Source organism: Campylobacter sp. 110 (assembly GCF_002383965.1).
GTDB classification, from domain to species: Bacteria; Campylobacterota; Campylobacteria; order Campylobacterales; family Campylobacteraceae; genus Campylobacter_D; species Campylobacter_D coli.
Genome location: NZ_NXBD01000008.1, coordinates 1 through 21,992 on the forward strand (window position 1 = coordinate 1; position 21,992 = coordinate 21,992).

At 30.6% G+C, this 21,992-nt stretch carries 25 protein-coding genes; 16 read left to right on the forward strand and 9 right to left on the reverse strand.

The window, feature by feature from the left end:
* Positions 1–5 precede the first annotated feature (5 nt).
* The 3 genes from BGS43_RS09715 to BGS43_RS00245 all read right to left on the reverse strand — a co-directional run bounded on the left by BGS43_RS09715 (position 6) and on the right by BGS43_RS00245 (position 3,008).
* A complete protein-coding gene (locus BGS43_RS09715; protein ID WP_002826681.1) occupies positions 6–452 on the reverse strand; it encodes a hypothetical protein in 447 nt (148 codons plus the stop codon).
* 367 nt (positions 453–819) lie between these two features.
* Positions 820–2,142, reverse strand: coding sequence for a HoxN/HupN/NixA family nickel/cobalt transporter (locus BGS43_RS00240; protein ID WP_096568344.1), 1,323 nt, complete (start codon positions 2,140–2,142; stop codon positions 820–822).
* Positions 2,139–3,008, reverse strand: coding sequence for a metal ABC transporter solute-binding protein, Zn/Mn family (locus BGS43_RS00245; RefSeq protein ID WP_025398916.1), 870 nt, complete (start codon positions 3,006–3,008; stop codon positions 2,139–2,141). Before BGS43_RS00245 ends, BGS43_RS00240 begins: the two co-directional genes overlap by 4 nt.
* 133 nt (positions 3,009–3,141) lie before the next feature.
* Between BGS43_RS00245 and BGS43_RS00250 the strand changes: the two genes are divergently transcribed.
* Complete coding sequence (locus BGS43_RS00250) at positions 3,142–3,486, forward strand: Fur family transcriptional regulator (RefSeq protein WP_002825591.1); 345 nt, start codon at positions 3,142–3,144, stop codon at positions 3,484–3,486.
* Between the two features lie 54 nt (positions 3,487–3,540).
* Here the strand turns inward: BGS43_RS00250 and lepB are convergent, their stop codons facing one another.
* Positions 3,541–4,389 carry a signal peptidase I gene (lepB, locus tag BGS43_RS00255; protein ID WP_002825590.1) on the reverse strand — a complete coding sequence of 283 codons (849 nt, stop codon included), beginning with the start codon at positions 4,387–4,389 and terminating at the stop codon, positions 3,541–3,543.
* Complete coding sequence (gene folD, locus BGS43_RS00260; protein ID WP_096568347.1) at positions 4,390–5,247, reverse strand: bifunctional methylenetetrahydrofolate dehydrogenase/methenyltetrahydrofolate cyclohydrolase FolD; 858 nt, start codon at positions 5,245–5,247, stop codon at positions 4,390–4,392.
* A gap of 77 nt (positions 5,248–5,324) precedes the next feature.
* Between folD and BGS43_RS00265 the strand changes: the two genes are divergently transcribed.
* Genes BGS43_RS00265 through BGS43_RS00295 form a run of 7 tightly spaced genes read left to right on the forward strand, consistent with a single transcriptional unit; the run spans position 5,325 to position 11,483 of the window.
* Positions 5,325–5,672, forward strand: a complete 348-nt coding sequence (locus BGS43_RS00265; protein WP_025398914.1) for a c-type cytochrome — start codon at positions 5,325–5,327, stop codon at positions 5,670–5,672.
* Positions 5,669–6,943: a glutamate-1-semialdehyde 2,1-aminomutase gene (gene hemL / locus BGS43_RS00270; protein ID WP_096568350.1), complete on the forward strand. Its 1,275-nt coding sequence runs from the start codon at positions 5,669–5,671 to the stop codon at positions 6,941–6,943. Before BGS43_RS00265 ends, hemL begins: the two co-directional genes overlap by 4 nt.
* Complete coding sequence (locus tag BGS43_RS00275; RefSeq protein WP_002825585.1) at positions 6,940–7,245, forward strand: AtpZ/AtpI family protein; 306 nt, start codon at positions 6,940–6,942, stop codon at positions 7,243–7,245. Before hemL ends, BGS43_RS00275 begins: the two co-directional genes overlap by 4 nt.
* Positions 7,235–7,738, forward strand: coding sequence for a hypothetical protein (locus BGS43_RS00280; RefSeq protein WP_002776794.1), 504 nt, complete (start codon positions 7,235–7,237; stop codon positions 7,736–7,738). Before BGS43_RS00275 ends, BGS43_RS00280 begins: the two co-directional genes overlap by 11 nt.
* The gene (locus BGS43_RS00285) at positions 7,716–8,903 is read left to right on the forward strand and encodes an MFS transporter (RefSeq protein ID WP_096568352.1); all 1,188 of its coding nucleotides are present in this window, start codon (positions 7,716–7,718) and stop codon (positions 8,901–8,903) included. Before BGS43_RS00280 ends, BGS43_RS00285 begins: the two co-directional genes overlap by 23 nt.
* Entirely contained in the window at positions 8,896–11,205 is a 2,310-nt protein-coding gene (locus BGS43_RS00290) for a flagellar hook-length control protein FliK (protein ID WP_002825583.1), read from the forward strand. Before BGS43_RS00285 ends, BGS43_RS00290 begins: the two co-directional genes overlap by 8 nt.
* The gene (locus BGS43_RS00295) at positions 11,202–11,483 is read left to right on the forward strand and encodes a FlhB-like flagellar biosynthesis protein (RefSeq protein ID WP_002776788.1); all 282 of its coding nucleotides are present in this window, start codon (positions 11,202–11,204) and stop codon (positions 11,481–11,483) included. The genes BGS43_RS00290 and BGS43_RS00295 overlap by 4 nt, the downstream gene beginning before the upstream one ends.
* Here the strand turns inward: BGS43_RS00295 and BGS43_RS00300 are convergent.
* Positions 11,480–12,280, reverse strand: coding sequence for a phosphatidylserine decarboxylase (locus BGS43_RS00300; protein ID WP_096568355.1), 801 nt, complete (start codon positions 12,278–12,280; stop codon positions 11,480–11,482). The two genes, BGS43_RS00295 and BGS43_RS00300, sit on opposite strands and share 4 nt — an antisense overlap.
* Complete coding sequence (locus BGS43_RS00305; protein ID WP_002825581.1) at positions 12,277–13,401, reverse strand: metallophosphoesterase; 1,125 nt, start codon at positions 13,399–13,401, stop codon at positions 12,277–12,279. Before BGS43_RS00305 ends, BGS43_RS00300 begins: the two co-directional genes overlap by 4 nt.
* A gap of 84 nt (positions 13,402–13,485) precedes the next feature.
* On the opposite strand from BGS43_RS00305, the gene gltX reads away from it, so the two are divergent.
* Genes gltX through BGS43_RS00320 form a run of 3 tightly spaced genes read left to right on the forward strand, consistent with a single transcriptional unit; the run spans position 13,486 to position 16,691 of the window.
* Entirely contained in the window at positions 13,486–14,781 is a 1,296-nt protein-coding gene (gltX, locus tag BGS43_RS00310) for a glutamate--tRNA ligase (RefSeq protein WP_096568358.1), read from the forward strand.
* 3 nt (positions 14,782–14,784) lie between these two features.
* Positions 14,785–15,066 (forward strand): YggT family protein, encoded by a 282-nt coding sequence (locus BGS43_RS00315; protein ID WP_002788553.1) that lies wholly within the window; start codon positions 14,785–14,787, stop codon positions 15,064–15,066.
* A complete protein-coding gene (locus BGS43_RS00320; RefSeq protein ID WP_025431515.1) occupies positions 15,060–16,691 on the forward strand; it encodes a lytic transglycosylase domain-containing protein in 1,632 nt (543 codons plus the stop codon). The genes BGS43_RS00315 and BGS43_RS00320 overlap by 7 nt, the downstream gene beginning before the upstream one ends.
* Here the strand turns inward: BGS43_RS00320 and BGS43_RS00325 are convergent.
* A complete protein-coding gene (locus BGS43_RS00325; protein ID WP_002790406.1) occupies positions 16,588–17,073 on the reverse strand; it encodes a hypothetical protein in 486 nt (161 codons plus the stop codon). The two genes, BGS43_RS00320 and BGS43_RS00325, sit on opposite strands and share 104 nt — an antisense overlap.
* A 92-nt stretch (positions 17,074–17,165) precedes the next feature.
* On the opposite strand from BGS43_RS00325, the gene mobB reads away from it, so the two are divergent.
* The 5 genes from mobB to BGS43_RS00350 are packed head-to-tail and all read left to right on the forward strand — an operon-like array spanning position 17,166 to position 21,536.
* Complete coding sequence (mobB, locus tag BGS43_RS00330) at positions 17,166–17,657, forward strand: molybdopterin-guanine dinucleotide biosynthesis protein B (RefSeq protein ID WP_057044953.1); 492 nt, start codon at positions 17,166–17,168, stop codon at positions 17,655–17,657.
* 1 nt (position 17,658) lies between these two features.
* Positions 17,659–18,501, forward strand: coding sequence for a class 1 fructose-bisphosphatase (locus tag BGS43_RS00335; RefSeq protein ID WP_061474922.1), 843 nt, complete (start codon positions 17,659–17,661; stop codon positions 18,499–18,501).
* Entirely contained in the window at positions 18,494–18,691 is a 198-nt protein-coding gene (locus BGS43_RS00340; protein WP_042963467.1) for a hypothetical protein, read from the forward strand. The genes BGS43_RS00335 and BGS43_RS00340 overlap by 8 nt, the downstream gene beginning before the upstream one ends.
* A 9-nt stretch (positions 18,692–18,700) precedes the next feature.
* On the forward strand, positions 18,701–20,587 hold the full coding sequence (metG, locus tag BGS43_RS00345) for a methionine--tRNA ligase (RefSeq protein WP_096568361.1): 1,887 nt from the start codon (positions 18,701–18,703) through the stop codon (positions 20,585–20,587).
* Position 20,588: 1 nt separating this feature from the next.
* Positions 20,589–21,536 carry a hypothetical protein gene (locus tag BGS43_RS00350; protein ID WP_025398905.1) on the forward strand — a complete coding sequence of 316 codons (948 nt, stop codon included), beginning with the start codon at positions 20,589–20,591 and terminating at the stop codon, positions 21,534–21,536.
* Here BGS43_RS00350 and BGS43_RS00355 read toward each other — a convergent pair.
* Entirely contained in the window at positions 21,509–21,985 is a 477-nt protein-coding gene (locus tag BGS43_RS00355) for a methylated-DNA--[protein]-cysteine S-methyltransferase (protein WP_002825571.1), read from the reverse strand. The two genes, BGS43_RS00350 and BGS43_RS00355, sit on opposite strands and share 28 nt — an antisense overlap.
* Positions 21,986–21,992 lie beyond the last annotated feature (7 nt).

Sequence of the window (21,992 nt, forward strand, 5' to 3'; positions counted from 1 at the left end):
ATTCATCAGTAACTTTGTCCTGTATATTTTTCATCACTTTTTATAAATTTACCATTGGTAAAATAATGAAAAGATCCTCCACCTGCACTTTTACGACTTATGCTTGAAAAGCTAAATCCTCTTCCTTCATCTCCAAATAATCCATAATTTTTTACTTTATAATCTATCATGGTAGCAAAAACAACAGGATATTTTTTACCCTCACACACATAATAAGTTGTCATACCTAAATAAGGTCTTAATTTTTTATAGTTTTCTTCACCCATATATGCTTTAAATTGATCTTCATAGTATGCAAATTCGGGTTTATCATCGAAGTTAAAATCATAATCTGGGTCTTTTACATCATAATTATAATCATTACGATAATATTTACAACCATTAGAAAGGACTTGGGGGAATTTTTTTTCTATGACTTTTAATTGATCCCAAAAATCATCCCCTAAAGACATTTTTTCATTGCCTCTCCTTTCTTTCTTTCATTTTCCAATATCTCTTCTCTTATTTTTTTATCAAAGATATAAATTCCACCATAATTACTTGCAAGAGTTTCTATGTTCACTTGCTTTTTTTTCTTTAAAAGCACATGCACTTAAAAATACTAAAGAAAATAAGCTTAGAATTATCATTGTGATTTTCATTTAATGCTCCTTTGTTTAAAATAAGCATATTATAAAATAATTTTTATATGAATTGATTTTAAACACTAAGCATTTTTTCATAGTTTATAAACTACATGCTTGCTTGTTAATTATGTATGATTTGAAAAATCTAGATTTAGATAAAAAATATTTTACCCATTTTATCTAGAAATTTCTTTTATAGTGCATTTGTTTTTATATTGATAAACAAAAACAAACCAAATAAAAACATAACAATAAGTCCAAAATATTCTAAAAAGATTCTTATTTTTGTATGTGAAATGCTTTTATAAAATTGATTTGCTCCTAATGCAAAAGCAAACAATACTAAACACATTCCCAAAGTGATAAAAATAGCAGAGCTTAACGCATACCAAAAACTAAACTCATAGGCAAATACTATAAGTAAAACAACCCCGGGACAAGGCACTAAAGCAGCACTAAGTATAATACCCCATTCACTGCTTTTATGATGAGCACAGCAGCATTGCTTTTTATCGCTTAATATCTTTTTACTAATCATAAATAAAGCAATAAAAATAATAAACAAACTCGTAATCTTAGTCAATACAAAACCAGCTTCATTATTGACATCTTTTAACAAATGCTCAAGCAAAACTACTCCAACACTTACCAATAAAAACGCACTCAATATATGAATAACCCCTATCCTAGATACAAAGTACAATATCTTTAAGGGTGTACTTTTATGGGTTAAAAAATACGAACTTGTCAGCATTTTAGCATGACCTGGAGCACTAGCATGAAAAACACCATACGCAAAAGAAATCACTAATAAAATCAAAAAGGATTTAAAATCAAATTCTTTTCTTAATATATCTTTAATATGGGCAAAAAGTGTATTATTAAATTCAATCAATTTTTCTAAAAAATTTTTTGAAGGAGAAGGACTTGGAGCATTATCTATATATACATCTTGAGGTAATTGCCCTTGATATACTTCAAAAGATGCAGTGCTTGAATCAATACTAGAAATGATATAATTTTGCGAATTTAGGCTTATAGAATTTTGATTTTTTATATTAAAATTAAAAAATCCTCCATCATCGTGAATTTTTATGCTAAAGGTGTTATAATCTTTAATGGGCATATCTAAAACAACTTGATAACTAAAGAACAAACGAGGAGACTTTATCTGCAATTTAGGATTTTTAAATTGCTTGATATTTATATTTTTTTCCAAGCCATTAAAGCTAAATTGAGTTAAAAAATGCTTAGGTTTTATGTAGTCTAAAAGTGTGTATTTTACAATTTCAAGTTCATCAGGATCAAATTTATCATTATAATTAAAGTCATAATTTTCAAGCAAAACATTAAAAAATTCTTCTGAAAATTCCCAGCTTATATCTACTTGTTTGATTTTTTCATTGCTCATATTAAAATCTAAATTTACATCTACATTTGGGGTGTAAGTTGCGCACAAGGCGCAAGAATATAAGTTGCTTAAAGCTAGAAATATTAAAACAAAAATCGCTCTCATTGCAAAGCCGAACTTAAAGCTTGGATACTTTTTAGAAGCTCCTCATCCCAATTTCTAGCCAAATGATTAATAGAAACAATTTGAGCATTTAATTCTTTAGCTAACACTTTTGCAGAATTTTCTGGAAAGCCAGGCTGAACAAAGATAACGCGTATATCTTTTTCTTTTGCAAGCTTGATAAGATTTTGCAAATCTTTACTTTTAGGTTCTTTGCCATCAATCTCTACAGGAATTTGCACGAGATTATATCTTTTAGCCAAATAAGCCCAACTTGGATGATAAACTATAAATTCATTTCTTTTAATATTTTTAAGTTTCTCTGCTATTTGAGCATCCATTTGATCAAGCTCTTTTAAAAAATTAGCCAAATTTGCTTCATAAAATTCTTTGTTGTTTGGAAAACTTTGCACTAAAACTTGGGTAATATTTTGTGCCAATTTTTTAACCAAAATAGGATCAAGCCAAACATGAGGGTCATTATGCTCATCATGCTCTTCTGCGTGATGTCTATCGTGATCATGATCGTGTTCATGCTCATGATCATGCCCTCCTTCAAGAAGATGAATACCTTCATTAATATTAACAATTTTTACATTTTTTAATACACTTTTAAATTTTTTTTCCAAAATTTTTTCAAGCTCTAAATCTGCTAAGAAATAAATTTCACTTTGCTCTAATTTTTTCAATGCTTGAGGCTTAAACTCCATAGTATGCTCATCTGAATTTGGTAGTATGAGTATATTTATTTCAACGCTGTCTTTAGCTATTTTTTCCACAAAAAAAGCTTGAGGTGGAATGCTGACACTAATTATGGGCTTTCCAAAAGCAAAAACACATAATACACTTAATAATAAAATTCTCAACATAGATTTTCCTTATAATAAAATATTTTGAAATTATACAAAATGCAACTTAGTTGCAACTTAAACACAAAGTTGCAAACATAAAGCTTTTTTTATGCTACAATAAAATATAATTTATATTTTAAAGGTAAATCTTATGGAAGCTCTTGAATTATTAAAAAAACACGATATAGCTATAACAGACCTACGCGTAGAATTACTACAAATTTTATCCCTTGCAAAGGCTCCATTAAGTTACGATCATTTTGATATCAAAGCCAATAAAACCAGTTTTTATCGTAATATGGAACTTTTTGAAAAAAAGGGTATTGTTAGCAAAAGTGAGTTAAACCGCAAAAGTTTTTATGAATTAGCAGATCACGCTAAGGCACATTTTGTTTGTGATAAATGCCATAAAATTAGCGATGTTCAAATGCCAAAAGTAAAAGGTACGATTAAAAGTGTGCTTATAAAAGGCATTTGTAGTGATTGCGAAAAATAAAATAAGCCAAATTTAAGAAAGTGATTTTATTTACTGTTTATACAGAAAACAAAATCAACTCAATTTATCCTCATCATCATGATCATGAATGTATTCTTCTTCATTTTCCAAAGTATCAACAAAACGCCCTATCCTTTCCCAGCGAACATTTTTATCTTGATCCCATGAAAAATAAACAAACCAAGGCTTTCCTACTATCAAACGATAAGGAACAGAGCCCCAAAAACGGCTGTCATAAGAATAATCTCTATTGTCCCCTACCATAAAATATTCTTCTTCGGCCACATCAAAAACATAGGCATTACCACCACTAAAGCCTATATTATTTCCAAGTTCTTTAAAATAAGTTGGCGACATAGCAAATTTGCCCGCACTAAGAAAACGCAAAATATCACTTTCTATATCTTTGTTTAAATCATAATGAATCCCTTTTTGCTTATAAGGCTCTTTAACATAAATTTGCCCTCCAAGGGTTGCCAAATCATCAGGATAATGTTCTTTCATAAATTCATCACCCTCATGCATTCTTACATAAAGTGTTTTATTAGCATAAACGATTCTATCTCCGCCCACTCCTACACAGCGTTTTACAAAATGCTCTTTTTCATTTTTAGGGTTTCTAAAAACCACTATATCGCCTCTTTGGGGGCTTTGCCCTTTGATTAAATGTCCATCTTTATCAAAATCCGGTAAAACTGGAATTTCAAGCCACGGAATATGTGGAGTTGGAATTCCATAGCTGAATTTTTTAACAAATAAAAAATCACCTACAAGCAAGGTATTTTTCATCGAACCTGAAGGTATAACAAAGGCTTGTATAAAGAAAAAGATTACTAAAAGAACGATAACAACCGTTCCTGTCCATGATTGTGAAAATTTATAAAGTTTTTTTAAAAAATTCATTTATATTCCTGATTTTAAACTATTTTTAGCTGATTTTACTGTGTTTTCCAAAAGCATCGCTATAGTCATAGGGCCTACACCGCCTGGAACAGGGGTTATAAAACTGGCTTTTTTTGAAACCTCTTCAAAATCCACATCGCCTACTATTTTGCCATTTTCAAGGCGATTAATTCCTACATCAATTATAATAGCACCCTCTTTAACCATATCTGCACGAAGCAAATTAACACATCCTGCTGCTACTATAATCAAATCTGCTTTTTGAGTATAAGCGCTCAAATCTTTTGTTTTTATATGACAAATACTTACCGTACAACCCGCATTTAAAAGCATGGTAGCCATAGGACGACCTACTATATTTGAAGCACCGATTACAACGCTATCTAGTCCTTCAAGATTGATATCATAAGCTTTTAAAAGCTTCATAACGCCAAGTGGAGTGCAAGGTAAAAATCCACTTTCTAAGCCTAAATTTAAATAACCCACATTAATAGGATGAAAGCCATCCACATCCTTACTACTGATGATACTTTCTAAAATTAAATCCTTGCTGATATGTTTTGGTAAAGGAAGCTGAACTAAAATTCCATGAACACTGTCATCGTGATTTAAGGTATTAATAAGAGCTAAAAGCTCATTTTGAGTTGTATTTTCATCCAAACGATAAACCAAAGATTTTATATCACATTCTTCGGAAGCTTTAGCTTTAGAATTGACATAAGTTTGACTTGCTGGATCATTACCTACTAAAATTACCGCAAGGCAAGTTTCTACTCCATTTTCTTTTAACATTTTGTTTTTTTCTTTAAGTTCTTGTTTAATCTTGGCGCTTAAAGCTTTACCATCAAGCAAAGTCATTCTTTTCCTTTATAAATTTATCACTTTTTTAAAGTAAAAATTGTATCATATTAAAACTTCATTAACAAGGTGAAATTTTGAAAGCTGTTTTAATATTTCTAGGAGCTATTTTAAATCTTTTTGCTTCCGATTTCATAACACTTAAAGAGTATTCGAAAATGCTCTATGAAAACCCAAGGGGTATTAGTTGTAAAAAATGCCATGGTAACGATGGAAGCGAACAAACTCTAGGTTTTTATATGAAAAATGGAGTTAAAACAGCCTATAAAGTCCCAAGTATTCAAAATCTTAGTTTTGAAGAATTTCGAAATTCTCTTAATCAAGACAAAGATGCAAAATCAATCATGCCAAATTACTCATTAACCAATGATGAAATTATAACCTTATATAATTACATCAAGCAATCTAAAAAGGAGCAAAAATGACAAACAAAAAAGCTTTTAAAATAGCTTGCAGTCTTATTGCAGGAGGTGTAAATTCTCCTGTGCGTGCTTTTGCCAATGTGCAAAGTGAGCCTAGATTTATATCCCATGGAAAGGGAGCTCATATTTTTGACATAGAAGGCAATAGCTATATTGATTATGTACAAAGTTGGGGACCTTTGCTTTTTGGGCATTGCGATAAAGATATATTAAAAGCTTGCAATGAGGCTTTAAAAAAGGGTTCAAGCTTTGGTGCGCCGACTTTGCTAGAAACACAATTGGCCGAGCTTGTTTTAGAAGACTTTCCGCATTTAGATAAAATTCGCTTTGTAAGCAGTGGTACAGAAGCGACCATGAGTGCCATACGCCTTGCTCGCGGTTTTACCAAAAAAGATAAAATTCTAAAATTTGAAGGTTGCTATCACGGGCATTCAGATTCTTTACTTGTAAGCGCTGGAAGTGGCGCTGCTACTTTTAATTCACCGAGCTCTTTAGGGGTTTTAGCAGATGTAGCAAAGCATACTCTAGTAGCAACTTATAACGATATAGAAAGCGTAAAAGAGCTTTTTGAGAAGAATAAAGACATTGCTTGTGTTATTATCGAACCTATTGCAGGAAATATGGGATTAGTTCCTGGCAAGCAAGATTTCTTAGAAGAGCTTGCCAAAATTTGCAAAGAAAACGATACCTTGCTCATCTTTGATGAAGTGATGAGTGGATACAGAGCTTCATATCTTGGCTCTTATGGTATCAATCACATACAAGCAGATATCGTTACTTTTGGCAAGGTTATAGGTGGAGGCTTACCTGCAGCAGCTTTTGCGGCTAGAGCAGAAATCATGGATATTTTAAGTCCATTAGGAGGAGTTTATCAAGCAGGAACACTCAGTGGAAATCCTTTGGCAATGGCCGCAGGAATTGCAAGTTTATCTAAAGCCAAAAAGAAAAAAGATCTTTATACTAAACTTGGAAAATTAGCCAAAAGGCTTACTAAGGGAATGAAAGAACTTGCAAATGAAAGAGGTATTGCTTTACAAACTTGCTATGTGGGTTCTATGTTTGGATATTTTTTCACGCAAGATCCAGTATATAATTATAAAGATGCTTTAAAATCTGATCTTAAACTCTTTTCTAAATTTCATCAAAACATGCTTAAAAATGGAATTTATCTAGCTCCTTCTCAATTTGAAACAGGATTTATCTGCGCTAAAATGAATAAAGAGCATATCGATAAAACCCTACAAAGTACACATGAAAGCTTTAAGAAACTATGAGTAAAAATTCTAATAAAAGACAAAAAATCATTCGCAAGACTATAGAAGCCGCAGATGGGCTTAGTCTTGGAATTTCTATGGTGGTGGCTATTTTAATCGGGATTGGCGTGGGGTATTTGTTGAAAAAATTTACACCCTACCCTTGGCTTTTTTGGTTGGGTGTATTTTGGGGTGTTGCAGCAGCAATACTTAATGTTTATAAAGCCTATAAATCACAAGTTAAAAGCTATGGAGAATTTCAACAAAGAGACGAGTTTATAAAAGAGAAAATTCGCCAAAAAGAACAAGATAATGGAAAATAAAAAAGCTTTTTTTATTATCTTGTGCTTAATTCACGTCTTGTTTTATTGCATTCTTGTTATTTTTAAATGGATAAATTTAAATATAATTTTAAGCTATGAATTTGCTTTTTTTAGCATTTTATTGATCGTTTTTACTTCTTATTCTAATTATAAGAAATTTATCCTAGCTCAAGCAAAAAACCATCAAAAAGATTTCATTTATCCGAGTTTATTTTATATAAAAAAGATAGAAAAGTTACCTAGAATTGTTAAATTTATTTCCATTAAAGACGATTTATCTCTAAATTTTAAAGATAGGTTACGCTTTTTTACTTTGTTTTTTGCCTTATTTAAATTGATAGCCTATGGGGTTTTAGTTGCGGGATTTTTATTTTTACATCGTCAAGATAAATTAGATATTTTATCCTATATATGTGGAATTTCATCCTTGCTAGTATGTGTTTTTATTTTTATGCTGTATATAAGAAGGTATGAGTCCAAAAAAAATCATTAGATCCATGACAGCACTTTTTGCCAGTATGACATTTTTGTTTGCAGGCAATGCCTTGATCGTAAGCTCCATAGGTGTTATTTTAAAAGAAAATAAAGAAAGCTCCTTGGCTGTTGGAGTGCTAAGCTCTTGCTTTTTTATAGGAGCCCTTATAGGCACCATCGGAGCACATAAAATCATCTCTCGCATAGGACATATAAGATCTTTTGGTTTATTTGGTGCGGTGTTTGGAATTTCTGCTATGCTTCATACCCTTAGTGAAAATCTTGTTTTTTGGGCGATTTTAAGATTTTTTATAGGAATTTGCTATTATGGGCTTTTAATGGTAATAGAATCATGGCTTAATGAAAAAAGCAAAAACGCCGTTCGTTCTAGAATTTTAGGTTTTTATGAAATCGTATTTTATCTTGCATTTGGTATTGGGATTTTGATTATTGCTTTAGATTTAAACAAGCATAATATATTTATTTTAAGTGCAGCACTTATCTTGTTTTCATCATTGCCTTTAAATTTAATCAAGATCAAAGAACCCGTCTTGCCCGCACCAAGTCCTATTTCTATACCTAAAATTTTTGATATAGCTCCTTTAGCTATTGTTACAAGTTTTATAGCTGGAATGCTTATTAATGGATTTTTTTCTATGGCGTCTTTGTTTATACTTTTACAAGGCTTTGGAGCTCAAGAAGTTTGTTATTTTATGTTTTGTGGGGTGCTGGGTGGATTTTTAGCCCAAATTGTAATAGGAAGTATTTCTGATAAAATGGGGCGAAAATTCGCAATCATCACTTGCTCAAGCATAGGTTTTTTTACCATGCTTATCTTTGCTTTTTTTAAACTTCATTTGTATATGCAATATTTTTTAGGCATTTTACTTGGTATAGGAGTTTTTTGTCTTTATGCTCTAGCTCTTGCAAGGGCTAATGATATGCTAACAAACAAAAATCAAGGCGTTGAACTGGGTCGTGGGGTTTTATTTTGCTATTCTTTAGGCTCTTTGTTTGGTCCTTTAATTTTAGGATTTTTAATACAATATTTTAATACAGATGGTTTTGTTTGGTTTTATATAGCCTCTCTTGGATTTCTTATCCTTTTTGCAGTTAATAAACCCAATATTTTAAATAAAAAATTTAAGAAAAAACCAGGAAATATGGTGATGCTTGATGATTAATACTCAACTTACAAGCCAAATTGCAAATGCACAAAAAAATGACATAAAAACCGATAGTGGGATAAGTAAAGATAAATTAAATTCTAAAGATAATCCTAAAGAAGCACTTTCTCAAGCCTTAAAACAAAATTTGGGACTAAGTAAAAATGCAAGCGATGAAGAAGTTTTAACTCGTTTTGTTCAAAATGAAACAAGCGCAAAATTAAAAGAACTTGTCAATAAGCTCTTAGATCAAATCAATGCACAAAAAAATCCTGACTCACCTATGCTTAAACAAGGAAAAAATCTAAATTTAGCCCCTAATTTTGCCAATGAATTAAAAGTCTTAAGCACAGAACTTGCAAAAAGCGATACCTTTACTCAAGTTTTAGACAAATTAAATCAAATTTTAAAACCCGCAAGTGAAATAAAAAATAGTAATTTAGCGCCATTGTTAAAAAATTCGGGTATCTTTTTTGAAGCGAAATTAAAAGACGCTTTAAACGAGGAATTATTACCCAAAAGTTTTCATTCCCTTATAAGCACGATTAAAAGTCTCAGCAGTGAAAAGATTGGTGCACAAATTGCACAGCTTGCAAATGCAAATTTAAGTCCTAAAGACACCTTAAAAGAATTAAGAAATATTATTTATTCTAATAAAAATGAAAATAAGCAAATTTTAAATCAAAGCTCTTTTAAAGCTCTTTTAAATTTAAGCTCAAAACTAGAGAATTTTAAAAACTATATCGCTAAAAATCCAAGCCATACTCAAGAAAAAATTCTTCCTATAGCTAGTAAAATTGCAAAAGAATTAAATGCGATAAAAAATGATTTTTTTAAAGCTTTAAACAGACCAGAAAATTTAATGATAAAAGATACCGAGCTTTTAAAACAAAGTGCAAAAGCTTTTGAAAAATTAGAAAATACCTTAAAAAATATCCTAGGTGATCATTTTCCTAAAACACCCCAAAAAGAAAGTATTTTAGAAAGTCTTTTAAATCATAAAGAAAACATTAAAAATGAAAATATTAAAGAAGATATAAAAGCTCAAAACGAAGACATTAACAAGAATGATGAATATACCAAAGATGAAAGCCCCGACTCTAGCATCAAACAAGAAGAAAGTGAAGAAAAATCCCCTCAAGTACCAAAAAAAGAAAATTCATTAGATGATAATGATGCGGATATAAAACAAGATATCAAAAAAGAAGAAAATTTAGAATCTCAAGAAGATTTTCATCCAAAAGAGGATCAAGATTTGGATTCTAAAACGGAAAATCGTAAAGACAATACTCAAGATTCAAAAAATAAAACAGAAGAAAATCAAGCAGAAAACAATACAAAAAATTCCACCTCAAACCAGGATAAAATCAAAGATGAAAAACAAGAAAAAATTAAAGAAAATATAACCAAAGAAAATCCTAAATTTTACGAAACAAAAACAGAAAACAAAACTTCAGCAAACACCCATAACCCAAACAATAATCCAAGCAATACACAAAATACAAACAATACTCAAAATACACAACAATTAAACAACCAAACCACTCAAAACATCATAAAAAATCAAGAATTTATAAAACAAAATATTGTAAAAAATTTGGCCTTTAGCGTAGAAAATTTGGACTTAGAGCAAGTGCAGGATTTAAGCAAAAGCTTAAGCAATCTTTCAAGAAAAGTCAATGAAAGCCTAAAAGAACTCGAACCCCATACTCAAAATGCCAAACTCAATCAAGCAGAATTAAAAACCTTAGAACATAAATTAAATTTATCCATAAAAGATTTAGCACAAATTAAACCAAAAACCGAGCAGGATATAGCCGAATCTTTACATCATGATGTAAAATCAACCCTTTTGCAAATTTCAAATTTAGCCAAAAACGAAGGTAACGAAGCTGTATACAATCAAGCCAATCGTCTTTTAGCACAAATTGAACTCAATCAACTCATGTCTTTAGCTAATGATTCTATCAATACCTATCTGCCCTTTTCTTGGGAGGATTTAGATGATTCTAAGATCATGTTTAGGCGAGGAAAAAAGGATAAATTTTTTGCTCAAATCAAACTTGAATTTGCCAAGCTTGGCGATTTGGAAATTCTTATCTCTTTAAACAATGATAAATACATAGATATTAATATCATGGCAGAAAATGTTGAATTTAGAAAAACCATCTATGAAAATGCTCACGAACTTAAAAGAAATATCAATAAAGCGGGACTTTTAAGTGCAAATTTCTTTGTAGGAGATATCATAAGAAGCAAATTTGATACAAGAAATGTCAAAAATTTAGATCTTGAAATGGGTATGGATAAAAAAGTATGAGCAAGATAAAAAAATCAATCAAAAAAGCTGTCGCTCTAGGCTATCAAAAAGAAAAAAATTCAGCACCTAAAGTTCTTGCTAGCGGCAAAGGAGAAAGTGCTGCTAAAATTATCTCTTTAGCTAAAGAACACGGAGTTCCTATCAAAGAAGATGAGGATTTGATAGAAATTTTAAGTAAATTAGACTTAGGAGATGAAATTCCACCCAATATGTATAAAGCTGTGGCTGAAGTTTTTGCTTTTATTTATCAAATGGCAAATAAAACACCTAAAAATTAATCTGCTATTTTTTCTCCAAATTTAACATTCTGCCCTGCTTTAAGCTTGATATCTAAAAGTCCTTTTTGAGCAATTAAAACTATGGTAGAACCTAATTCAAAATTTCCCAATTCTTCACCTTTTTTAAGCTCTAAATTTTCATATTTTCTAGTAAAATTATGAGAAAATTTTGCATTAGTTTGTATGCTTGTATCAAATTTAAAACGCATTTTTCCTACATTTTGAGCTCCTACAAACACAAGCCAAAAAATACCCTTTTCATTTTGACATTTTAAACTCACTCTTTCATTTTTTACATATAAATTACTAATACGCTCTAAATGCTTTTCATTAACACTATAAAGTGCCCCGCTTGTATAAGTTGCACTTAAAATTTGCATATTGCAAGGACTATGATAGCGGTGATAATCTCTTGGAGAAAGATAGATATTAACATAATCAAGCCCATTTTCCAATTCTTCTTTTTTAAAACTATCCTTTAAAAGCTCTTCTATACTATAAGTATGCCCTTTAATCGAAAAAGCAAAGGGTGCATTATCTGCTAAAAAAGCACTTCCGCACTCTAAAATTTTCCCATCACTTGGACTTATAAAACCCTCATTTATCTCTCTTGGAATTTGCAAAGATCTTGTAAAAAGTGCATTTAAGCTTTCATATTCACAAGGAGCTTTAAATTCGCTCATATCGATCTTAAAATAAGTGACATATTTTTCATTGATTATTTTTTGTATAAAACTAGGAAATTTAACCCCTGCTATAAGTCCAAAAATTCTTGAACTCTCATTAGAAAAACTCATTTTTCACCTTTCAAATTTAAAATCGCAATTTCATTGGGAGCAAAAACTCTTAAACTAGGCCCCCAAAAACCTGCCCCACTGCTAACAAAAAGTTTGGTATTTTCTCCTAAATCATAAAGCCCGCGTATAAAACCTTGATGAAGCTTTACTAAAAACATAAAAGGGAAAATTTGTCCCCCATGCGTATGACCACTTAAAATAAGATCAAAATCACTTAAATTATAGAGCAAGGCTGTTTTAGGCTGATGAGCAAGCAAAATACTAGCTTTACTTGTGTTTAAATCTACTTTAACCCTTGCTAAATCAGGAGCATACAAACCCTTACTAAGCCCTGCTAAATCTCCAAGTCCTGCGATATTTATAAAACCTAGATCTAAATTTTGATTGAGTAAAATTTTCATATTGGTGTATTCTTTAAGTAAATTTAAAACTTCATCTACTCCATGATAATACTCATGATTGCCCAAAGCATAAAAAGTTCCATAGGTAGATTTTAAATCATTAAGCCTTGAAATATAATTTTGCAATTCTTTAGGATTTGTATCTACTAAATCCCCCACTATAACCACCATATCAGGCTTTTGCAAATTTACTTCAACGATGAGCCTATCCAAAAAATCCTTATGCAAATTTTTACCCAAATGTATATCTGTAAGCATAGCTATTTTTAAGTCACGATCAAGTTTGGCAAGATAGATATCCGTACTTTGAATTTCAGGCACTCTTATAGCGTTATTTATACTCGTATAAATCAATACTACTGCTAAGCTTATGATAGTTAAATCAAAAACCGAGCGCAGAGCAAGACTATATTTTTTATGCGTCTTACCCATCAACATTAAAATAAGCCTTATAAAATCAAGTCCCAAAGTTATAAAAAATAAACAATAAGTCGGTGCATACAATGCAGCCAAAAATTCGTACCAAGTATCGCTTAGGTATTCATTTCTGCGAAAGATTAAAAATATCGCTTGAGCTAGAAAAAGCAGAGTAAAAACAAAGGCAAAAATTTTATAAAGATATCTAAAGATAAAAATTTTCTTAATCAATCTTTTATAAATATAAATATTTGCCAAACCAAAAATCAATAACGTAACGAAAGAAAAAATAAAAAATATCATAATCCTAATTATAGCAAAGCAAATTAAATATCCATATAAATTTTTCTGCTATAATAAGCTTTTAATAAAATCAAAGGTTATCAAATGTATCGTTTTGCACCTTCTCCAACAGGCGATATGCATATAGGAAATTTACGCGCGGCTTTATTTAATTATATATGTGCTAGACAAAAAAATATGGATTTCATTTTGCGTATCGAAGACACCGATAAGGCTAGAAATATAACAGGAAAAGAAGAAGAGATTAAAGAAATTTTGCATCTTTTTGGCATTTCATGGCAGCATTATTATGTACAAAGTGAAAATTTAAAATTTCATCGTCAAATGGCTTTAAAGCTTGTAAGTGAAAAAAAAGCTTTTGCTTGTTTTTGCACCGAAGAAGAGCTTGAAGCAAAAAAAGAACTCGCCAAAAAGCAAGGCAAGGCCTATCGCTACGATGGCACTTGTCAGAATTTAGCAGACATTGATGTTTTAGAATGTGAAAAACCCTTTGTAATTCGCCTTAAAAAACCTACTCACACTATGAAATTTACAGATTTTATCAAAGGGGAGTTAAGTTTTGAGCCTGAAAATATCGATTCTTTTGTGATTATGCGAACAGATAAAACCCCTACTTACAATTTTGCTTGTGCGGTAGATGATATGCTTGAAAATGTAAGTTGCATCATACGCGGTGAAGATCATGTTTCAAATACCCCAAAACAAGAACATATTCGTGCAAGTTTAGGTTATGATAAAACTATGACTTATGCACATTTACCTATTATCTTAAATGAAGAGGGTGTAAAAATGAGCAAAAGAGAGGCTCATTCTTCTGTGAAATGGTTACTTGAGAGTGGAATTTTACCTAGTGCGATCGCAAATTATCTTATCATGCTAGGCAATAAAACTCCTTGTGAAATTTTTACCTTAGAAGAAGCGATTGAGTGGTTTGATATTAGCAAAATTTCTAAAGCTCCAGCGAGATTTGATCTTAAAAAACTTTTGCAAATCAATCGCGAACATATAAAAATGATGGCAAATAATGAACTCAATACTGCTTTAAATTTAAATAAAGATCTAGCACAACTTGCCAAATTTTATACCCAAGAAGCAAGCACCATCAAAGAAATCAAAGAAAAACTAGAAGCTATCTTTGGTGCTAAAGATTTTAACGAATTTGAACCAGAATGTAAAATTTTAAAAGATCTTTTAAGTCAAATCGAACCTTTTGAGAGTTATGAAGAGTTTAAAAGCTATCTCTTAGAAAAAAGTCAACTAAAGGGTAAAAAATTTTTTATGCCTCTAAGAATTATCCTAACTGGAAATACTCATGGCCCTGAATTAAATGATCTTTACCCTTATATAAAAAATTATATTAACGAATTAGCAAGGATATAAATAATGGTTGTAGATTCTTTGATTATTTCTATTTTTCAAGTGATTCAAATTATTATCAATATTTACACTTGGATTATCATCATCACAGCACTTTTAAGTTGGGTAAATCCTGATCCTTACAATCCTATCGTTCAAATTTTATATAAGCTAAGCTCTCCTGCTTATGCTTTAGTGAGAAAAATTCCAACACGCATAGGAAGCATAGATCTTGCGCCTTTGATTATCGTTTTAGCCTTACAATTTCTTAGTATTTTTCTTGGAAATATCCTAAGGAGCTTATTGTGAGAAAAATACTTATCTTACTTAGCTTAAGCTTGGTATTTTTAAATGCTAGCCCCTATAATTTAGAAAGATTAAAACAAGAGGAAAATTCCATAGCTAAAGATTATTATATCTATCGTCTTTTAGAAAAAAAAACAATAAGTAAAAAAGAGGCTGAAGGCTTAAATTCTCATATCTTCCGCTATGTAGGTAAAATCAAATCCGAACTTGAAAAAATAATTCCTGTAAAAATTTTCATCGATCCTAAATACGCTCCATGCTACAACTACACCAAAGCTAATATACTTGATGCAAATCAAACTTGCCAAAGTGTAAGATTAAACTCAATAGCCTTTATAGCAAGCCTTGATAATGCTAGCCGAAGTGCCTTAGCTCAAAAACTTAGTCATCAAAGAGACGATTTGGCTAATTTACTTTTAGCTTTTAACACTCCCGAACCTATGGCTTATATCATTCAAAAAGAAGATGTTAATGGTTTTTTTAGACTTCGTAATTATTCTAAAAAATATGATTTTGATTTAAATGCTAGTTTTGCCAATAAGCTACCCACTCATGTAGGGTTTAAGAATTTTGCACAAAATATTATCATAAAAAAAGAAAATCCCAAATTTAGGGCTTCAATGCTAAAAATAGATCCAACATTTGTAAATGAGGATTCTGCTTTTTATTTAGGCATTAATGCCTTAGCCTATAATAAAGAGGAACTGGCTTACAATTTCTTTGCCAAAGCAGCACAAACTTTTAAAATGCAAAGCAACAAAGACAATGCTATATTTTGGATGTGGATGATTAAAAAAGATGATAAAGATTTGCAAACTTTAGCCAAAAGCTCTTCTTTAAATATCTATAGTCTTTACGCTAAAGAATTAACAAATTCTGAATTTCTTAAAATTGAAGTCATAGATTCTACAAATAAGAAAAAAAACAATTTCAATATGCAAGATCCTTTTGCATGGCAAAAACTCAACAAACAAATTCGCGAAGCTAATGCAAGCGAACTTGATAGATTGGCTAAAGAATTTGACTCAAAAGAAACTCTGCCTATCTATGCTTATATCTTAGAAAGAAAATCAAAATTTAAAAACCATTATTTTATAATGCCTTATTATGAATACATTAAAAATTATAGCGCCCCAAGACAAGCGCTTATCTTAGCCATTGCTAGACAAGAAAGTCGTTTTATCCCTACTGCGATATCGGTTTCTTATGCTTTAGGTATGATGCAATTTATGCCATTTTTAGCCAATCATATCGGCGAGAAAGAATTAAAAATTCCAAATTTTGATCAAGATTTTATGTTTGAGCCAAAAAATGCCTATTATTTTGGAAATCATCATTTAAATTATTTAGAAAAACATTTAAAATCTCCTCTTTTTATTGCTTATGCTTATAATGGAGGCATAGGCTTTACCAATCGTATGCTTGCAAGAGATGATATGTTTAAACAAGGCAAATTCGAACCTTTCTTATCTATGGAATTTGTCCCTTATCAAGAAAGTCGAATTTATGGAAAAAAAGTATTGGCTAATTATATTGTGTATCGACGTCTTCTGAACGATAGTATAAAGATTTCGGATATTTTTGAAAATTTAACTCAAAACAAGGCAGGTGATTTAAACAAATCTTAGCGATAATTTTGTCTTCTTTTTTTACGCTTGGAAGAGTTATTTTTAGATAACGGGTATAACGATTTTGTATCAAGTATTTAAAAAACTCTTCATCAAGTTCTTCTATATTAGCCTTTCTTTCATTGATAAAAATTTCTAAATTTTCTATCTTCAAAGTATCAGGAGTGATAGTCAAAGCAAAAATATCCTCCTCGCTAGCTTTATCTAAAATAGGATTTAAATAAGACAGGGTAATTATAGCATTCATTTTATCTTGAGTAATTTTATATTTTTGAGCAAACATTAAAGTTTGAGTTTTCAAATTCGCATCCACAACCGCTTCTTCCTTTAAAGAACAAGCACCAAAAATTAACGCTGCAAGGGCTAAGGTATAAATCTTCATATTTTTCCTAATTTTTTTCTATATTTTAACCTTTTAACTCTATTTTTTGGTTTAAAATACTATAATTTACATTTTATTTTAGGAAAATGGTAATGAAAAAATCAATCATAGCTTTTAGCGGTCCCTCAAATTCAGGCAAAACAACACTGATCACAAAAATTGCAAATGAATTTATAAAACAAAACCTAAAAGTTTTGATTATCAAACACGATCCTGCAGATAAAGCTCAATTTGATTTTAACGGTAAAGATAGTTTTAAATTTTTTCAAAGTGGAGCTGAAGTCATGGTTTTAAGCCCTACAAGAACAACTTTTTTTTCTCATGAAAATAGAAATATTTTAAAAGCTTTAAAATTAAGCCCTGATTTTGACATTTGTTTGGTTGAAGGATTAAAAACTCTTGATTTACCACGCATTAGCGTATTTTGCAAAGAAATTGATGAAAGTTATTTTATTTTTTCAAACGCCATTGCAAGCTATGAAAAAATTTCTCACCCTTATCTTACTTGGCTTGATTTAAACGATATACAAGCTATTTGCCAATACATACTTAAAAATGCTAAAAATTTACAAGGAGAATTATAAAATGCAAGAAGTGATTTCTTATATACAAAAAGCGGTTTTAGAAATTTCTAACGCTTTAAAATTTCCCGATACAAGCTACAGTCAAAATCAAAATTTTACAGGCGATACCCAACTCAAATTTGATGTTTTAAGTGATGAGATTATCACAAATACTTTAAGTCAGTGCCCTAGCATTAAAGCTATTATCAGCGAAGAAAAAGATGAAATTTTAAATATCAATGAAAATGCGAAATTTATCGTCGCTTACGATCCGCTTGATGGCTCAAGTTTAATGGATGTTAATTTTGCTATAGGTTCTATTTTTGCTATCTATGAAGAAAAAGCAAGTGCTAAAAATTTAAAAGCTGCGCTTTATAGCATGTATGGAGCTCGCTTGGAGCTTGTGATTTGCAAAGATCAGCCAAAACTCTACCGTCTTGATAAAAACAACGAATTTGTTTTTGTAAAAGACCTTCAAATGCAAGAAAAAGGTAAAATCAATGCTACAGGCGGTACTCAAAAATTTTGGGAAGAAAAGCATGCTAAGTTTATCAAAAAATTATTCGATGAGGGTTATCGTTTAAGATATTCAGGAGCTATGGTAAGTGATATCAATCAAATTTTGCTCAAAGGTGGTGGACTTTTTAGCTATCCAGCAACTAGTGATGCGCCTAAGGGTAAATTGCGCGCTTTTTTTGAAGTATTTCCTTTAGCTTTTATTATAGAAAAAGCAGGAGGTAAAACCACAAATGGAAAAAATAATTCTTTACTAGAGCTTGATTTTGATGAAATTCACGCAACCACACCTTGTTTTTTTGGCTCAGAATATGAAATTTCAAAACTTTTAAAGGCTTATAATGAATGAAGTTAGAGATGAATTTGAGCAAGATATGGATAAAAAAAAAGAAATTTTACTTTCATGTCAAAGCTCAAAAGGCTTAAAGTCTTGCTATAATTGCGATGAAATTTTTAATTGCTCTACAAGAAAAGATTATGTAGATGCGGTTTATAATAGTATGTCTAAGGGTAAAACCGAAGGCGGATTTGATTTTTAAAGGAATAAAATGCGTTATCTTACAACTCCAATTTATTATGTAAATGATGTGCCTCACTTAGGACATGCTTATACCACTATCATTGCAGACACTTTAGCTAGATTTTATCGTTTGCAAGGGCATGAGACTAGATTATTAACAGGCACTGATGAACACGGACAAAAAATAGAACAAGCAGCAAAAATAAGAAACTCAACCCCAAAAGAATACGCTGATAAAATCAGTTCTGAATTTAAAAAACTTTGGGATGAGTTTGAAATCACTTATGATATATATGCAAGAACAACCGATACTAGGCATGTTGAATTTGTTAAAGCTATGTTTTTAAAAATGTGGCAAAAAGGAGATATTTATAAGGATGAATATGAGGGACATTATTGTATTTCATGTGAAAGTTTTTTTGCAAAAAGTCAACTTGTAAACGAATGTGGATGTCCTGATTGTGGCAAAGATACTTCTTTATTAAAAGAAGAAAGTTATTTTTTTAAGCTTTCAAAATATCAAGATAAGATTCTTCAATGGTATGATAAAGAAGATCCTATCTTGCCTAAAAATAAAAAAAATGAATTGATTAATTTTGTCCAAAGTGGACTTAAAGATCTTTCTATCACTCGAACAAGCTTTGATTGGGGTATTAAAATCCCAGAAGAAATTAAAGACGATAAACACATTATTTATGTATGGCTTGATGCGCTTTTTATTTATATAAGCTCGCTTGATTATCAAAGCCAAGGAGAAAATGCTAAATTTTGGCCAGCCCACATACACTTAGTAGGCAAAGACATCTTGCGTTTTCATGCGATTTATTGGCCAGCCTTTTTAATGAGTGTGGATTTACCTTTGCCTAAATTTATCGGGGCACACGGTTGGTGGACTAAAGAGGGTGAAAAAATGAGCAAGTCTAAAGGTAATGTCGTAAAACCTAAAGAAGTGGTAGATGCTTATGGCTTAGAGGCTTTTAAATATTTTTTATTAAGAGAAGTTCCTTTTGGCAATGATGGTGATTTTAGCGAAAGTGTTTTGATTAATAGAATCAATACAGAACTAGGCAATGAATTTGGCAATTTACTCAACCGCATCATAGGAATGAGTATAAAATACAATCAAGGTAATATTTCTCAAGAAGGCGTTTTAGAATTTTATAAAAACGAACTCGATACGGCTAAAGAGCACTTAGATAACGCTATAAACTTTTTAGAAAACCTACAATGCAATCGCTATCTAGAAGAGCTTTTTAAAGCCTTAAGTGTTGCAAATTTAGCCATTAGCAAATACGAACCTTGGAATTTAATCAAAGCAAATAAAATCAAAGAAGCCAATGCTCTTATAGGACTTTGTGCAAATATCTTAGCTAAAACAAGTCTTTTATTAAGCCCTACTTTGCCAAAATCTTGTCAAAAAGTAGGTTTGGCTTTAAATTTTGAAATTTCTCCTACAAACTATCAAAAACTTATCTTACAAAATGAACTTTTAGATTTTAAGGCTAGCACCTGTGAAGCTTTATTTCCAAAAATAGAAAAACCTCTCTTATCTCAAGAAGAAAAACAAGAAGTCAAAAAAGAAGAAAAGCCTAAAATCAAAATCGATGATTTTGCAAAAATAGAGATTAAGGTAGCCAAGGTGATTGATTGTCAAAATATAGAAGGCAGTGAAAAACTTTTAAAATTTAAACTCGAACTTGACAATAAAGAAATTCGTCAAGTGCTTTCAGGTATTGCTAAGTATTATAAAGCAAGTGATTTGATAGGAAAGCAAGTTTGTGTTATAAGCAATCTTAAAAAAGCTAAGATTTTTGGACATGAAAGCGATGGTATGATACTTTCTGCAAAAAGCGGGGATAAACTTGTGCTCATAAGCCCTGAACAACTTGTAGAAAACGGCTCTTTAGTAGGCTAGGATGAATATTAGCAATCTAAGCGAACTCATTCATGCAAATATGCTTAATGAAGGCAGTGTTTTAAGCGTTACAGGCTTTGCATTAAGTCTTCATGAGCTTAAAAATGGCTTCGCTTTTTTTAGCAATAATAAAAAAGAGATAATCCAAGCAGTGCAAAAAGGCGCATTTGCTATTATTTCAGAGCATGAGCTTTGTATTGATGATAAAGAAATTTATTATCTTCAGGTGGATAATCTAGAATCAGCCTTAATTAAACTCTTGCGTTTTTTATGCGAAGAAAAAGAGTGTGAATTTTTAGCACTACAAGCTTATGAATTAGGAATTTGCAAAGCATTTTCTTTAAACATTTTAAAAGGAAATATATTTGTAGATTTTAACTCACTTATCAAGGCTAAAAAGGGTGAAATTTTTTGTTTTAGCGATGAGAATTACCTACTTCAACTTTGCGCATCTTTAACAATCCTAAAAGAAGCAAATTTTACCCTACTTTCTCGCTCTAGCTTTTTTTTTACGACTCTAGTTTGTGATAATTTGTATTTTAAAAACTTAAATCTTCCCTTTATTTATGCCAAAATTTTTGCAAAAATTATGTTTTACCTCAAAGAAAAAAATACAAAAATGAGTTTTGATTTCAATAAAATAGATGATTTTAAAATTTATTTCATGGATGAAAATTTTAATATTTCTGAATTTGGCTCAAGTGCAAGAGCATTTATCATCGTAAGCAATCAAAATACCTTTGATTTTTGGCAAGAAAATTTTAAAAATATAAAGGGTTTTAAAACCGCTTTGCATAATTCATTATTCTGCGATTTTTCATACGACAAACTTTTAGATCTTAAAAACTTAAAAAATTTTAAATACTGCCTGCTTTTAGAAGATTATGAAGCTTTTGAGCGTGAATTTAAAAATGAAGAAAATCAATCTCCGAGCTTATTTTTAAACTGACTTAAATCAACCCCCTCACATTCTAACAAAAATCTTTTTATAGCAAGACCGCCATTATATCCACCCAAGCCATTACTAGCTATAACCCTATGACAAGGAATAAAAATAGGAATTAAATTTTTAGAGTTTGCATTACCCACTGCGCGAAAAGCTTTGGGGTGGTTGATATTTATAGCTATTTCTTTGTAAGTAACAAGCTTTGCATAAGGGATATTTATCAATTCTTTATATACTTTTTGTTCAAAATCACTCCCTTGTATCCATAAAGGTGTTTGAAATTTTTGAAGCTTTTTAGCAAAATAAAGTCTGAGTTCTTCTTTGGCAAATTCAAGCAAGGAGCAAGTATTTTCAATATCCAAACGATCGCAAAAATCGATTTTTGTTAAGAAATCTCCATTACTATGTAGAGATAAGTAACAAAATGGTATTTTATAATAAACTTTAAACATATTTTAT

Coding starts and splice junctions, on each gene's coding strand:
- BGS43_RS00315 (WP_002788553.1), top strand. CDS start 14,785: ATGGTTGTAGATTCTTTGATTATTTCTATTTTTCAAGTGATTCAAATT.
- BGS43_RS00285 (WP_096568352.1), top strand. CDS start 7,716: ATGAGTCCAAAAAAAATCATTAGATCCATGACAGCACTTTTTGCCAGT.
- BGS43_RS00245 (WP_025398916.1), bottom strand. CDS start 3,008: ATGTTGAGAATTTTATTATTAAGTGTATTATGTGTTTTTGCTTTTGGA.
- BGS43_RS00340 (WP_042963467.1), top strand. CDS start 18,494: ATGAATGAAGTTAGAGATGAATTTGAGCAAGATATGGATAAAAAAAAA.
- folD (WP_096568347.1), bottom strand. CDS start 5,247: ATGACTTTGCTTGATGGTAAAGCTTTAAGCGCCAAGATTAAACAAGAA.
- BGS43_RS00250 (WP_002825591.1), top strand. CDS start 3,142: ATGGAAGCTCTTGAATTATTAAAAAAACACGATATAGCTATAACAGAC.
- BGS43_RS00355 (WP_002825571.1), bottom strand. CDS start 21,985: ATGTTTAAAGTTTATTATAAAATACCATTTTGTTACTTATCTCTACAT.
- gltX (WP_096568358.1), top strand. CDS start 13,486: ATGTATCGTTTTGCACCTTCTCCAACAGGCGATATGCATATAGGAAAT.
- hemL (WP_096568350.1), top strand. CDS start 5,669: ATGACAAACAAAAAAGCTTTTAAAATAGCTTGCAGTCTTATTGCAGGA.
- BGS43_RS00275 (WP_002825585.1), top strand. CDS start 6,940: ATGAGTAAAAATTCTAATAAAAGACAAAAAATCATTCGCAAGACTATA.
- BGS43_RS00350 (WP_025398905.1), top strand. CDS start 20,589: ATGAATATTAGCAATCTAAGCGAACTCATTCATGCAAATATGCTTAAT.
- lepB (WP_002825590.1), bottom strand. CDS start 4,389: ATGAATTTTTTAAAAAAACTTTATAAATTTTCACAATCATGGACAGGA.
- BGS43_RS00280 (WP_002776794.1), top strand. CDS start 7,235: ATGGAAAATAAAAAAGCTTTTTTTATTATCTTGTGCTTAATTCACGTC.
- BGS43_RS00295 (WP_002776788.1), top strand. CDS start 11,202: ATGAGCAAGATAAAAAAATCAATCAAAAAAGCTGTCGCTCTAGGCTAT.
- BGS43_RS00305 (WP_002825581.1), bottom strand. CDS start 13,401: ATGATATTTTTTATTTTTTCTTTCGTTACGTTATTGATTTTTGGTTTG.
- BGS43_RS00300 (WP_096568355.1), bottom strand. CDS start 12,280: ATGAGTTTTTCTAATGAGAGTTCAAGAATTTTTGGACTTATAGCAGGG.
- mobB (WP_057044953.1), top strand. CDS start 17,166: ATGAAAAAATCAATCATAGCTTTTAGCGGTCCCTCAAATTCAGGCAAA.
- BGS43_RS00290 (WP_002825583.1), top strand. CDS start 8,896: ATGATTAATACTCAACTTACAAGCCAAATTGCAAATGCACAAAAAAAT.
- BGS43_RS00325 (WP_002790406.1), bottom strand. CDS start 17,073: ATGAAGATTTATACCTTAGCCCTTGCAGCGTTAATTTTTGGTGCTTGT.
- BGS43_RS09715 (WP_002826681.1), bottom strand. CDS start 452: ATGTCTTTAGGGGATGATTTTTGGGATCAATTAAAAGTCATAGAAAAA.
- metG (WP_096568361.1), top strand. CDS start 18,701: ATGCGTTATCTTACAACTCCAATTTATTATGTAAATGATGTGCCTCAC.
- BGS43_RS00335 (WP_061474922.1), top strand. CDS start 17,659: ATGCAAGAAGTGATTTCTTATATACAAAAAGCGGTTTTAGAAATTTCT.
- BGS43_RS00240 (WP_096568344.1), bottom strand. CDS start 2,142: ATGAGAGCGATTTTTGTTTTAATATTTCTAGCTTTAAGCAACTTATAT.